General features: G+C 67.6%; 13 protein-coding genes. 2 read left to right on the forward strand and 11 right to left on the reverse strand.

Annotation, left to right across the window (positions count from 1 at the left end):
• Positions 1–239: 239 nt before the first annotated feature.
• The gene (locus tag ACW171_RS05090) at positions 240–1,766 is read right to left on the reverse strand and encodes a carboxylesterase/lipase family protein (RefSeq protein WP_492096009.1); all 1,527 of its coding nucleotides are present in this window, start codon (positions 1,764–1,766) and stop codon (positions 240–242) included.
• Positions 1,767–1,891: 125 nt separating this feature from the next.
• Between ACW171_RS05090 and ACW171_RS05095 the strand changes: the two genes are divergently transcribed.
• Both ACW171_RS05095 and ACW171_RS05100 read left to right on the forward strand, forming a co-directional pair.
• Positions 1,892–3,376 carry an HWE histidine kinase domain-containing protein gene (locus ACW171_RS05095; protein WP_492096010.1) on the forward strand — a complete coding sequence of 495 codons (1,485 nt, stop codon included), beginning with the start codon at positions 1,892–1,894 and terminating at the stop codon, positions 3,374–3,376.
• Positions 3,369–3,746, forward strand: coding sequence for a response regulator (locus tag ACW171_RS05100; RefSeq protein WP_492096011.1), 378 nt, complete (start codon positions 3,369–3,371; stop codon positions 3,744–3,746). Before ACW171_RS05095 ends, ACW171_RS05100 begins: the two co-directional genes overlap by 8 nt.
• On the opposite strand, the gene ACW171_RS05105 is transcribed toward ACW171_RS05100, so the two are convergent.
• The 10 genes from ACW171_RS05105 to ACW171_RS05150 form a co-directional block, all read right to left on the reverse strand.
• Complete coding sequence (locus ACW171_RS05105) at positions 3,743–5,317, reverse strand: phytoene desaturase family protein (RefSeq protein ID WP_492096012.1); 1,575 nt, start codon at positions 5,315–5,317, stop codon at positions 3,743–3,745. The two genes, ACW171_RS05100 and ACW171_RS05105, sit on opposite strands and share 4 nt — an antisense overlap.
• Positions 5,317–5,949: a squalene/phytoene synthase family protein gene (locus tag ACW171_RS05110; RefSeq protein WP_492096013.1), complete on the reverse strand. Its 633-nt coding sequence runs from the start codon at positions 5,947–5,949 to the stop codon at positions 5,317–5,319. Before ACW171_RS05110 ends, ACW171_RS05105 begins: the two co-directional genes overlap by 1 nt.
• A gap of 12 nt (positions 5,950–5,961) precedes the next feature.
• Positions 5,962–6,945 carry a protein translocase subunit SecF gene (gene secF / locus ACW171_RS05115; RefSeq protein WP_492096014.1) on the reverse strand — a complete coding sequence of 328 codons (984 nt, stop codon included), beginning with the start codon at positions 6,943–6,945 and terminating at the stop codon, positions 5,962–5,964.
• On the reverse strand, positions 6,942–8,543 hold the full coding sequence (gene secD / locus ACW171_RS05120) for a protein translocase subunit SecD (RefSeq protein WP_492096015.1): 1,602 nt from the start codon (positions 8,541–8,543) through the stop codon (positions 6,942–6,944). The genes secF and secD overlap by 4 nt, the downstream gene beginning before the upstream one ends.
• A 31-nt stretch (positions 8,544–8,574) precedes the next feature.
• The gene (yajC, locus tag ACW171_RS05125; RefSeq protein ID WP_492096016.1) at positions 8,575–8,892 is read right to left on the reverse strand and encodes a preprotein translocase subunit YajC; all 318 of its coding nucleotides are present in this window, start codon (positions 8,890–8,892) and stop codon (positions 8,575–8,577) included.
• A gap of 113 nt (positions 8,893–9,005) precedes the next feature.
• Positions 9,006–10,082 carry a peptidoglycan DD-metalloendopeptidase family protein gene (locus ACW171_RS05130; protein WP_492096017.1) on the reverse strand — a complete coding sequence of 359 codons (1,077 nt, stop codon included), beginning with the start codon at positions 10,080–10,082 and terminating at the stop codon, positions 9,006–9,008.
• Positions 10,083–10,169: 87 nt separating this feature from the next.
• The gene (locus ACW171_RS05135) at positions 10,170–11,324 is read right to left on the reverse strand and encodes an acyltransferase family protein (RefSeq protein ID WP_492096018.1); all 1,155 of its coding nucleotides are present in this window, start codon (positions 11,322–11,324) and stop codon (positions 10,170–10,172) included.
• Between the two features lie 56 nt (positions 11,325–11,380).
• Complete coding sequence (locus tag ACW171_RS05140) at positions 11,381–12,025, reverse strand: protein-L-isoaspartate(D-aspartate) O-methyltransferase (RefSeq protein ID WP_492096019.1); 645 nt, start codon at positions 12,023–12,025, stop codon at positions 11,381–11,383.
• The gene (surE, locus tag ACW171_RS05145) at positions 12,022–12,813 is read right to left on the reverse strand and encodes a 5'/3'-nucleotidase SurE (RefSeq protein ID WP_492096020.1); all 792 of its coding nucleotides are present in this window, start codon (positions 12,811–12,813) and stop codon (positions 12,022–12,024) included. The genes ACW171_RS05140 and surE overlap by 4 nt, the downstream gene beginning before the upstream one ends.
• Before the next feature lie 175 nt (positions 12,814–12,988).
• Complete coding sequence (locus ACW171_RS05150; protein WP_492096021.1) at positions 12,989–13,357, reverse strand: hypothetical protein; 369 nt, start codon at positions 13,355–13,357, stop codon at positions 12,989–12,991.
• Positions 13,358–13,500 lie beyond the last annotated feature (143 nt).

Here is a 13,500-nt window from a genome sequence, read left to right on the forward strand (position 1 = left end):
TGGGTAGGTTTGCGGTTCACGCGGTCTGTCCTGAAGCATCCCATATCGTGCCGGCCCACTTGTCGAAGGTCCGTCGATAATGATCTTGTAAGCGGTTACATCGCACACAGCGGATGCGCCCCGCAAGGGCCCCAGTTTCGCCACACGCGATTTTTCGGGCTAAGGATGCGCCCCGGTCACGGTTTCACCCTGCGTCGGGCCTCGCGACCTTCCCGCCGCCCCCTGGGCCACGCCGAAGTTCAGGGCCGGATGCGGCCGTAGAAGTCTTCGATCAGATCGAGCCGCGCGGCGTTCGGTACGGGCTTGGCGACCGGGCCGTCGTTGGTGAACTCCAGCAGCGGGTCGGACGCGGCCCGGAACTCCGGCCATGCCGGGTGTCCGACGCCGTTGGGATCGCCCGCCCGCGCGAACGTGGTCCAGTAATCGGCCATGGCGGTCGCCGCCAGGGCGTCCCTCTCTCCCATCGGTCGTCCGACCGTGTGCAGGTTGTCGAAGACATAGGGACGCTCCGAGGCATGGGTCGCCCCGCCGCTCGGTTCCGGATTCGATTCTGGCACGACGTCGAAGCGATAAAGGTAGGTCGCATTGCCGGCCGCCGCATGCAGCCGCGCCAGATGCCTCGCGGGCTCGTTGAAGATCAGGTCTGAGACGACATGGGCGTCATAGCCCGCCTGCCCTTCGTATGCCGTGACCAGGGCGTCGTACTCGCCGTCGGTCATCGCATCGTCGGTACGGCCATAGGGGCCCGCGTCGGTCGGACGTATCCACCAGAACTCGGCGCTGTTGGTTCCGATCATCAGCGGCACCGGGGCCTGTCGTCCGGCCGCGAAGGCCTCGACCACATCCTCGGGCACGACCGTCCCGTCAACCAACAGGTTGTCGCTGTAGAAGGACGGCATCGGGACGAGCAGCCGCTCAGCCGGCAGGGCGCGCAGGGCATCGGCCGTGGCCGCCGACCCCAGTCCCGCCGATCGCGCAAAGGCCTCGCCCAGCGACTGCGCCGAGGGTCGTCCCGGCCGGTCTTCAGCCAGCAGAGACGACCTCTGCCGCCCCAGACCGGACTGGACGACAGCCCGGTGGAACAGGCCCCGCGCGGCGCGCGCGACCATCAACTGCGTCACCGCGGCGCCGCCAGCCGATTCGCCGAAGATCGTCACCTGGCCCGGATCGCCGCCGAAGGTCGCGATGTTGTCGCGCACCCATTCCAGGGCCGCGATCTGATCCATGACGCCATAGTTTCCCGCCGGCTGCTCGGGCGGCCGCTCGAACGCCAGGGCCGGATGATCGAAGAAGCCCAGCCTTCCCAGCCGGTAGTTGATCGTCACCACGACCGTGTTCCGCCGCGCCAGGTTCGTTCCGTCATACAGCGCGGGCGTGCCCGAGCCGTTGTTGTATCCGCCGCCATGGATCCAGACCATGACCGGCAACGGTCCCGTACGTTGCGACGGCGTCCAGACGTTCAGCGTCAGGCAATCCTCGCTGGGGGTCCCCGGCCCCACGCCGGGGTCGCCGTTCGCCGGTGCCTGGATGCAGATCGCGCCCACGTCGCCCGCATCGCGTTCGCCCGTCCAGCCGATCGGTGGCTCCGGCGGACGCCAGCGTAGCGGTCCGACCGGCGGGGCGGCGAACGGCACGCCCTTGAAGGAATCGACGCCGTCGACGCTACGTCCGATCAGCCTCCCCTGCGCCACCTGGGTCAGCGGATCGTCGGCCAAAGCGGGGGTGGCGATCATCAGAGCGGCCAGAACGAGACTTTTAAGGGACATGGCGCGATCCTAGCGGCGCAGCGTGTCGAAACAATCTCGGAAGTGCCGGAACCTTTTCGCCGGTCGCGCGCTCGCCCGGATCGGGGGAGACGGTACGCGTGCGGGCACTTGATCAGGCGATAGACTTGGCTGCGGCTTTCGAGGCCTCGACAAACCCCTACATGCTGCTGACGCCGGACCTGCGTTACGCCGGCATGAACGCCGCCTATCTCGCGGTCGTCGGCATGTCTCGGGATCAACTGATCGGCAAGCCTATCTTCGACATCTTCACCGGCGGGGACACCGAGGAAGGCGCCGAGAACGCCCGTCAGCTCAAGGCCTCCTTCGATAAGGTCCTGACGACGGGTCAGCGTGATCACCTGGCGCTCATCCACTTCGCCATTCCGACGACCGACGCCGAGGGCCAGACCACGCTCGAGGACCGCTACTGGAGCGCCACCCACACGCCGCTGCACGACGCCGACGGACGGATCGTTCTGATCCTACAGCACACCTCGGACATCACCGAGCTCGAGGTGCTACGGCGCGCACGCGACGACGGCCCCGCGATGAGCGCGCTGGACATGATCCTCGGCGGCGGGGTCATGAACCGTGCTCGCGCCGTTCAGGAAGACAATCGACGGCTGGAGACCGAGCGAAATCGGCTGGTCGAGATGTTCATGTCGGCACCCGGCTTCGTCGCCATCCTGTCCGGCCCCGACCACGTCTTCCAGATGCACAACGACGCCTATGCACGGATCATCGGTCGGGCCGATGTCGTGGGTCGATCCATCCGCGACGCCCTGCCCGAACTGGCGGGCCAAGGCTACTACGAACTGCTGGATTCCGTGCTGGCGACCGGTGAGCCCTATGAGGGCAAGGGCGCCCTCGTCACCTTCAAGCCCGAGGGGGGCCGGCACGAGATCAGCCGCAACGTCGATTTCATCTACCAACCGGTTCGCGACAACGACGGCAAGGTCGTGGGCATATTCGTCCAGGGTCACGACGTCACCGACACCGTCCGGGCGGCCCAGCGCCAGCGCCTGATGATCGACGAGCTGAATCACCGCGTGAAGAACACCCTGGCCACGGTCCAGTCGATCGCCATGCAGACCGCCCGTTCCCACGACGACCCCAGGAGCTTCGCCGAAAGCTTCCAGGCCAGGCTGTTGAGCCTGTCGCACACCCACGACCTGCTGACCCGCAGCCACTGGGAGGGCGCCGACCTGCGCGACGTGCTCGAGCATGAAACGGCGGCCCACGGCCCGGGCCGCATCGTCTTGAACGGTCCTGCACTGGCGCTCGGCCCGGCGGCGGCCTTGTCTTTCGGGATGATCTTCCACGAACTGGCGACCAATGCGGCCAAGTACGGCGCCCTGTCGGTTCCGGACGGTCGGGTGTTCGTCGACTGGACCGTCGCCAACCAGTCGAGCCGCATCCTGAGCGTCGTCTGGCGCGAAGTCGGCGGCCCGGCGGTCAGCCCTCCGACGCGGAAGGGCTTCGGCAGTCGCCTGATCGAACGGAACGTGCGTCACGATCTGGCGGGCGTGGCCAAACTAAGCTACGCAAGCGACGGTTTTTTAGCGGAATTGTCAGTTCCGCTTGATAGGGATTATCAACAGCATGGCTGAGGGTCTTACGGGTCGTCGCATCCTCGTGGTCGAGGACGAGTCTCTGGTGGCGATGCTGCTCGAAACCATCCTCGAAGACATGGGAGCCACCCCCGTCGGCGCGATCTCCACCGTGGACGAGGCGCTGGAGGTCGTGGCGACCGATTCCCTGCTCGACGCCGCCCTGCTGGACGTGAACGTCGCCGGCAAGGAGGTCTTCCCCGTCGCCGAGGCGCTGAAGGCCAAGGGCATCCCGTTCGTCTTCTCGACCGGCTATGGCGAAGGCGGACTGCCCGACCACTGGCGCGGCCAGTCGACCATCCAGAAGCCCTTCACCGAGGACGCCGTGAAGTCCGCCCTCTACAGGGCCCTGGGCGTCGCCGAGGCCTAAAGGTCCTTCAGGATCGCCTTCGCCGCATTGTGTCCCGGCGCGCCGGTCACCCCGCCGCCCGGATGCGCGCCCGAGCCGCACAGATAGAGGCCCGGCACGGGCATCCGGTGATCGGCATGGCCCAGCACCGGCCGGGCGCTGAACAGTTGGTCGAGCGTCAGCCGTCCATGGAAGATGTCCCCGCCGACCAGGCCGAACCGACGCTCCAGATCGCGCGGCCCCAGCGCCAGCCTTCCCAGCACCGAGGCCTTGAAGCCGGGCGCATGGGCGTCGACCGTCTCGATCATCAGGTCCGCCACCGTGTCGCGATGTTCGTCGCCCAACGTCGGATCGACATGCTGGCAGAACAGGCTGGCCACATGCTGTCCCGGCGGCGCGAGGCTGTCGTCCAGGGTGGAGGGGATCAGCATCTCCACGATCGGCTTCGACGACCATCCGTTCAGCCGCGCCTCCGCATGGGCCCGGTCCATGTAAGCCAGGCTCGGTGCGATGATGATGCCTGCGGTGTGGTGATCCCCCGGCTCTGGCCGCACGGTGAACCGCGGCAGCTCCGACAGGGCTACGTTCATGCGGAAGGTGCCCGAGCCCGAGGCGTACCGGCCCATCCGCTCGCTGAAATCGGCCGGCACGACCGCCGGGTCGACCAGCCGATCGAACAGCAGGCGCGGATGCAGGTTCGACACCACGGCCCGGCCTCGCACCGTATCGCCCGCCGTCGTCACCGCCCCGACCGCCCTGCCCTTTTCGGTCACGACCTCGGCCACTTCGGCGTCCAGCCGGATGTCGACGCCCTGTTCGACGCAGGCCGCCGCCATCGCCTGGGTGATCGCGCCCATCCCGCCGACGGCGTGACCCCAGACGCCCTTTCGCCCATTCACCTCGCCGAAGACATGGTGCAGCAGGACGTAGGCCGAGCCCGGCGTATAGGGCGACGCATAGTTTCCGACCACGCTGTCGAAGCCGAACAGGGCCTTAATCGGATCGCTCTCAAACCAGCCGTCCAGCCAGTCTCCCGCCGACTTGGCGAAAAGATCGAGCACGTCGCGCCGTCCCGTCAGGCCCAACCCGCCCAGCCGCCGCGCCACCGAGGCCGACTTCAACATCTCAGGCAGCGCCCGCATCCACCCGCCCGCAGGCAGGTTCGGCGGGGTCTCCAGCACCAGCGCCCTCAGGACTGCCGCCACGGTCTCCAGCCGCGCCTCGTACTCAGGCAGCCGCTCGGCGTCCCTGGCCGAGAACCGCGCGACCTCGCCCTGCGTCCGCCCCTCGCCCGCGCAGAAGGCGTCGCCGTCGAGAGGCAGGAAGTTCGACATCCGCCGCTCGACGACCATCAGCCCGTGCCGCGCCAGTTCCAGATCGGCGATGATCTTCGGGTTCAGCAGGCTGACGGTGTAGCTGGCGGTCGAGTTGTGAAAACCGGGATGGAATTCCTCCGTCACCGCCGCCCCACCGACGACGCCGCGCCGCTCAAGGACCGTGACCTTCAGCCCCGCCCGCGCCAGGTAGAAGGCACAGACCAGACCGTTGTGGCCTCCGCCCAGGATGACGACGTCGGTCTGGCTGACCGCCATCAGATGCGCCCTCGCGCCGTCGCCCAGACCAGCTTCAACCGCCTTGCCGGTTCCGGGGTGTCGGCTTTCAGCGAGGCATGCGCCACGGCGGGAAAGGCGTCTGCAGGCAGGGATGACAGCTGAAGGTTGGCGTTCGCCCTCAGCGCCTCGGCCTCATCGCCACGCCCGACCTGGATCAGGCCCCAGACCCGCCCGGCCTCGACGACCTTCGCCTCGTGCCCGACCCCGGCCAGGATCCGCACCGCGACCTGCATCGGCCCCAGATAGAAGGCGTTCAGGTCGTGCGGCTCTCCATGCACCCGGTCGATGTGGGCTTCGATCAGGGCGTCGAACGGCGCGCGATCCACCCCGCGCCGCGCCACCAGATCGGTCAAGGCCTCCAGCACCGGATGCCCCTTGCGAGCCGCGCCCGAGAACACCCCGTCCATCTGATCGCGCCACCAGACGTAGCGCATCTCGGCCAGCAGAGGCTGGGTCACCCGCGTAGGGATGCTCATCAGCTCCGCCTCGAAGGCGTAGAGGGCGATCAGGTCCGCGCGCGCCTGGGCGTCCCCCACGAACCGGCTGGACAGCCAGCGATCGGGATCGGCCGCGCGGACCTGATCGTCGAGGCTGTTCGCGGGATCAGCCAATCGCCTGCGACCTTAGGGACGCGACGCCGCGCCCAGCTTGATCGGCTTGGCGTCCTCGGCGAACTCGCCACGCTTCACGCCCCACAGCAGGATGATCGGCGCGCCGACGTAGATCGAGGAATAGGTGCCGATGATGATGCCGAACATCAGGGCGATCGAGAAGCCGAACAGAGCCTCCCCACCGAAGACGGCCAGGGCGCCCAGCACCATGACGGCGGTGACGCCGGTGATGATCGTCCGCGATAGGGTCTCGTTCAACGACAGGTCGATCACGTCACGCAAGGGCATGGTCTTGTACTTGCGCAGGTTCTCGCGAAGGCGGTCGAACACCACGACCGTGTCGTTCATCGAATAGCCGATGACGGTCAGGATGGCGGCCACCATGTTCAGGCTGAACTCCAGCTTGAACAGTACGATCAGGCCGAACGTCAGCACGACGTCGTGCAACAGGCCCGCAACGGCGCCGAAGCCGAACTGCGGCTCGAACCGGAACCAGATGTAGGCGAACATCAAGACGATGGCCGAGCCCAGGGCCAGAAGGCCCGAGGTGAACAGTTCGCCCGACACCTTGGAGCCGACGACGCTGACGCCCGAATAGGTGACATCGCCGACCGTGTCGGTGATAGCCGCTTCGACGCGGTTCACGACGGCCGTCTGGTCTTCGCCTTCGGGGATCTGGAAGCGCAGGACGGCGGTCGAACCGTCTTCGACATTGGTGTCGCGGCGGGCGATGCCCTGCACCCCGACGTCGCCCAGGTCCAGTTCACCGACCGAGCTGCGGACGGCCTCCAGGTCGATCGTCTGGCCGGCAGGCTTGGACACTTCCATCGAGGCGCCGCCCCGGAAGTCGATGCCCATGTTCAGGCCGGGATAGAAACAGGCGACGATCGACGCCAGGCACAGAACGATCGACAGGGCTGCGGCCGGCCGCGCGTATTTGACGAACTGGAAGTTCGTCTTCTGCGGCAGGACCTTGATAAGGGGCCACCAGGTCATTTGGCTTGATCCGCGATCGGGAGTTTCTTGGGTTTGGCCGTCTTCAGCCAGTAGGCGAGCAGGACCTGGGCGACCAGGACGGACGAGAAGACCGAGGTGAACACCCCGATCGAAAGCGTCCAGGCGAAGCCGCGAACGGGGCCGGCGCCGAAGATGAACATGATGCCTGCCGCCACCAGGGTCGTGATGTTGGCGTCCAGGATGGTGCCCCAGGCCTTGTTGAAGCCGGCGTCCATGGACGCGATGACCGACCGTCCGGCCCGCGCCTCGTCCCGCATCCGCTCATAGATCAGCACGTTGGCGTCCACGGCCACCGCGAAGGTCAGGATCAGACCCGCGATGCCCGGCAGGGTCAGGGTCGCCTGCGTCAGCGACATGGCCGCCACGATCAGGATGCCGTTCAGCACCAGCCCGATCACCGAGATGCCCCCGAACAGGAAGCCGTAGGCGAGGATCATGAACAGCACGATGATGATGAAGCCGATCAGGGTGGACAGGGCGCCCGCCTTGACGGCGTCGGCGCCGAGTTCGGCGGTCACGGTCCGGCGCTCCTCGACCGTCAGCGGGGCCGGAAGGGCGCCGCCGTTCAGCAGGTTCACCAGCTCGGACGCCTCCTGGATCGAGAACTGGCCGGTGATCTGGCCGGTGCCGCCGGTGATGGCGCCCTGGATCGTCGGGGCCGAGATGACCTTGCCGTCCAGGATGATGGCGAACGGCTTGCCGATGTTGGCGGCGGTCGTCTCGCCGAAGCGACGCGCGCCCTGGCCGTCGAAGCGGAAGTCGATCGCGGGACGACCCGACTGGTCGGCACCGACGCCGGCCCGCGTCAGGTTCTCGCCCGAGACCAGCACGCGGCGTTTGACCAGATAGGGCGTGCCCAGTTCGTCTTGAAGCAGTTCGGCGTCCGGCGGCACGCGACCGGCGACGGCGTCTTGAATCGAGTTCTCGGTGTCCACCATCTGGAAGGTCAGCTGGGCCGTCTGGCCGATGACCCGCTCCAGGGCGGCCGGGTCGCTCTCGCCCGGCGCCTGGACGACGATACGCTCGGCGCCCTGGCGGGTGATGGAGGGTTCGCGAGTGCCGAGGCTGTCGATCCGGCGGCGCACGACTTCGATGGACTGGTCCACCGCTGTCGACCCCATGGAATCCAGGGTCGCCTGGGTGAAGGCCAGGCGCACGCGGTCATTGCCGACGCGCTGAACCTGGCGCTCAGCGGCGCCTGCGGCGCCCGCTGGACCGATCAACTGCTGCAGTGCCGTGACGGCCGCATCGACACGGGTCGGATCGGCCAGGACGGCGACCGCACCGCCCTCTTCGCGGACGATCTGGTTGGTGGCGATGCCCGCCTCGCGCAGCGAGACGCGGACGTCCTCGATCAGGTTGTCGACGCGCTTGGTGCGCATCGCGGCCACGTCGACTTCCAGCAGCAGATAGGATCCGCCCTGAAGGTCGAGACCCAGGTTCAGCGCGCTCTTGGGCATGAAGCCCGGCAGGGCCGCACGCTGGCTTTCGGACAGCAGGTTCGGAAGCGCCAGCAGCGATCCGAACACGAAGGCCAGGACGACGAGGATGACTTTCCAGCGCGACAGCTGAATCATGGACGGAGCTTCCGGTTCAGAGAGCCGAGGCTCAGGCCTTGGAGTCGTTGGCGGCGATGGCGGTGCGGTTGCGCACCTCGGCGATCATGCCCTTGACCACGCGCACGTTGACGCTCGGCGCGATCTCGACGTTGACCTCGGCGTCTTCGACGCGGGTGACCTTGCCGATCATGCCCGACGACAGGACGACGACGTCGCCGCGCTTCACGGCGGCGATCAGGTTCGCATGTTCCTTGGCGCGCTTCTGCTGCGGACGGATCAGCAGGAAGTAGAACAAGACGAAGATTGCGACGAACGGCAGGAATTGCACGATCGCGGCCACGATGCCGCCGTCTGCGGTAGGAGTCATTTCGTCGGTCCCCGGGGGATGAGGCAGCCGCTTGCGGGCGCCCGTTTAAAACAAGGCGCGGAACCTAGGGCTGACCTCCCCCGATTGCAACGCGGCGTGATGGTTCGGAGCCGCTAGCGTGGCAAAACGGTCAGGGGGTCGATCGCCACCGGCTCGTCGCCCTGCATCCGCCGGGTCTCGAAGTGGATCGAGGGACGGCCGTCGCCGGCGGTCAGGCCCACGGTGCCGATCTGCTGGCCGGCGCGCACATCGGCGCCGTCCTGCACCGTCGCCGAACCCAGATGACCATAGACCGTGCGCCACCCGTCACGGTGCACGACCAGCACCGTCAGGCCCTGGCCCACGATGTCGTCGCCGACATAGGCCACCCGGCCTCCGGCGGCGGCGTTCACGGGCTCGCCCGCGGCGGCTCCGATATTGATGCCGTTGTTGCGCTCTCCCATGCCGACCGGGCCGAAGCGTCGCAGGATCTCGCCCCGCACCGGCCATTGCAGGCTGGTCGAGCCGGCCGGTGCCACGCCGGTCGATCCAGTGGCGGCAGGCTGACGCGCCGGCAGGGGCGCAGCCGGATTGCCCGAAGGCGGCGGCGGCGGCGGCGGAATCACGCCGTTCTCGGGCACCATCACGCCGATCGGCGCAGGGCCGGTCGCATAGGGATCGGACCCGGTGTCCAGCGCGCTGTCGGGCAGGATGATCGACTGACCCACGGTGATCGCCCCGCGCGGACCCAGGCCGTTCAGGTCGATCAGGTTCTGCACCGGCGTCTGGAATCGGCGCCCGACACCCGAGATCGTATCGCCCGGCTGAATGACATAGGCCGCGCCCGCGCTGACCGACATCGGTGCGCTGGGCGTGACATAGGACGGCGAGGATGCTGCGGGCGGCGTGTAGGCGGGCGGATTGTAGGCCGGGGGCGGATAGTTGTTCGACGGCGTCCCCGACGACGGCGGCGGCAGGGCGCCTCCCTCGATCCGTTCGGTCGGCGCGGTCATCGGCGGCGGTGATTCGTAGACCGGCGGCGTGTAGGCGGGCGGCGCCGGATAGCCCGGCTGGGCGGGCGCGATACCGGTTCCGTAACCCGGCATCGGCCGGGTCGAATACATCGGCTCGGACGGATAGGTGGAACAGGCGCTCGCCGCCATCCCGGCAAAGGCGATGGTCGCAGCCTTGACCCAGTTCGAAATACGCATTCGCGGCTCCCCGTTCACCCTGTCCGACATGCCCCGTCGAAGCCCATAAGCCAACCCGCCAAAGCGCGCGAAAGTGGGGCGAACAGGTTAACGGGCGGGCGCGAACCGCACATCCGCCAGCGCCGCGCGCCACGCATGCCCCACCGGCCTGCGGTCCGACAGGGCGTTGAAGAAGGTCCGACCCGGAACCTCGACCCAGACATAGGTCGCCCAGGCGCACAGGATCACAACGCCCAGATAGACCACCGCCAGGACGTCCATCGCCCCCGGCGGGCCGAAGTCGATCATCGCCCCCTGGATCAAGGGCGTCCCGGTCACGCCCTGCGCCGCCCGCAGGAGGCCGCCCAGCAGGGACAGCAGGACGAAATGCACCAGGTAGATCGAATAGGAGATCCGCCCCAGAAACTGGAACACTGCGCCCTTCAGCCGGCGTGACGCGAACCCGCCCTCGAAGGCGAAGATCAGGATCACGACGGCGAAGCCCACGATCTGCAGGGTCTGGCTCGACGGGCCGAACCAGAACGGGGCGAACAGCAGACCCAGACCCAGCGCCTCCGCCCCGCCCCCGCCCCTCCAGCCGCGCGCCCGCAGCAGACCATGAGCCTGATGGACCAGGCCGCCGGTGAAGAAGCCGAAGACGGCCAGCACCAGCCCCTTGCCCTCCATCGTCCCGAGCGACGGCAGAAACACCTCGATCGCGATCAGCAAACCACCAGCCAGGGCCGCGAGCCCCCAGGTCGCCCGCCTACCCCCGGCCCCGCTCACGACGGCCACGCCCGCGAACACCAGATAGGCCGCCCACTCCACGCTGATCGACCAGCTCGGCCCGTTCCAGCCATAGTAGCCGAACGGAACCACCGCCTGCAGCAGCACCAGCTGCGCCGCCAGATTGTCCAGGCTGTTGGTCCCGGTGAACGGCGCCTGCCCGGCCGAGACGCCGACCCCGGTCAGGATCAGCTTGACGACCTCCAGCCCCAGCATCAGCCCCAGGGTGAACAGGTGCAGCGGATAGAGCCGACCGAACCGGCGCACCACGAACCGCCGAACCGCCGCCGCGTCTCCCAGGCGTTCGCCATAGGCGTGGTGGATCACGAAGCCGCTGAGGACGAAGAACAGCGGCACGGCCACGCCCCCGTTCCGCACGGCCGGCACCTCGTAGAACCACCCCGCCGCGCTGAGATGACACAGGGCGACCATCAGCGCGGCCAGCCCGCGCCAGGCGTCCAGAGCTGCAAACCTCACGACCGCCTCCCCCTGCACACGGACAGGTGAAGGCTACGCCAGGAAACAACCCGGAGTCACCCCTCCTTGGCCGTCCCCTCGACCAGGGGCACGAACCGGACCTCGCACAGGCTTTCGCGCCGGAACGAGCCGTCTTCCTGGCCCGTATAGCGATGCAGCATCTGCACCGAGGTCCGTCCCACAGGACAGACCAGAACCCCGCCGGGCTTCAGCTGTTTCAGCAATTCGGTCGGCTCTGTCGGCGACGCCGCCGTCACCATGATTCGGTCGAAGGGCGCCTGGTCCGGCCAGCCCAGACCGCCGTCGGAATGGCGGGTGATGACATTGTCGATCTCCAGACGCCTCAGCTTGGCCTCGGCCTCGACCATCAGGCTGCGATACCGCTCGACCGAATAGACGTAGCGCGCCAGGCGGCTGAGCACCGCGCATTGATACCCGCTGCCGGTCCCGATCTCGAGCACCCGGTGGCGCGGCTCGACCTGCAGGGCCTGGGTCATCAGGCCGACGATATAGGGCTGGCTGATCGTCTGGGCGCAATCGATCGGCAGGGCCTGATCCTCCCACGCCTGATCGAGGAATTTCTCGTGCACGAACACGGCGCGGTCGATCGATTCCATCGCCGCGAGCACCTTGGGATCGGTGACCCCCTGTTGCCGCAGCGACAGGATCAGCCGCCCCGCCCGATCGTCCTTCAGATTCATCCGGCGACCAGAGCCTTCGGCGGCGCCCCGCCCAGCACGCCCTTCAGCTCATGGACGCTGGCCTTGTGCGTCAGGTCGATATGCAGCGGCGTGACCGAGATCTTGCCGTCGTCCATGGCGCGCAGATCGGTGCCCGGCGCATGGTCCTGCTTCGACCCGCGGAAGCTCATCCAGTAGTAGTCGCGGCCCCGCAGATCGGTGCGCTTGACCGCATGCATCTCTCCGGCCTGACGGAAGCCCTGCACCGTCACCTCGACCTCCTTCACCGCCTCGGGCGCGCGCGCGGGGAAGTTCAGGTTCATCACCACCCCGTCCTGCCAGGTCTCGGCCAGCAGGCGGCTGATGATCGGTGGGGCAAAGGCCTCGGCCGTCTCCCAGTGGGCCGTGACCTCGTCGTGGAACCGCTCGAGCGACTGCGACAGGGCGATCGAGCGGATGCCGAACGCCATCCCCTGCAACGCCCCCGCCACCGTGCCGGAATAGGAGCAGTCCTCCCCGACATTGTGCCCGCGATTGACGCCCGACAGCACCAGGTCCGGCTTCACGTCCAACAGGTCGTTGACCGCCAGCACCACGCAATCCGTCGGCGTCCCGGTGACCGAGAACCGCTTGTCAGAAAACCGGTTGACCCGCAGCGGCTCGGTCAGGGTGATCCCCCGCCCCTTGCCCGACTGTTCCTCGTGCGGGGCGACGATCCAGACATCGTCCGACAGGGTCCGCGCGATCCTCTCCAGACAGGCCAGGCCCTCGGCTTCGATGCCGTCGTCGTTGGTCAGCAGGATGCGCAAATCGGATCTTTCGAATGAGTCGGGACGCAATACCCCATCCCCTTCCTCCGTGCACCCCGGCGAAGGCCGGGGTCCAGATCACGCATGCGAAAGTCTGGATCGACAGACGCCCGCTCTCTTCCGCACCCTCTCCTCCAACCAGACCCGGCGAAGGCCGGGGTGCACGGAGGGAAAGTCACTGAATGACGGCGATGTCCGTCCCCAGGATCACGAAGGCGCCCTCGCACTCATTGCGGATGTTCGAGCCTTCGTAGTCGTACCGATCGCCCGGCAGATCCTCGGACCATGGCATGGTCGTGCCGGTGACCCGCACCTTCTGGCGGCCGATCGTCCGCGCCGACATCCGCTGTTCGTCACGCGGCAGGGCGCCCGAGATGCAGGGACGGCGCGTGCCGGCGACATAGCGGTTCTGGTTGTCCACCAGCTGGAATTCCTCGCCGGAGAAGTTGATCCAGCCTTCGAACGTCGTCGGCGGGGCCGGTCGATCCTGGGCCATGGCCGGGGTGGCCAATGCCAGGGCGAGGGCTGCAAGCATCGTCTTCATCTCGGGACTCCCTTTTTCCGTGCATCCCGGCGAAGGCCGGGATCTAGATTGCAAACGCAAATCTAGACCATTGTATGCCGATGCCGACCCGGGCGAGACCGGATCCGTGATCTGGACCCCGGCCTTCGCCGGGGTGCACGGAG

It is taken from the genome of Brevundimonas sp. FV1ye28, assembly GCF_058681135.1.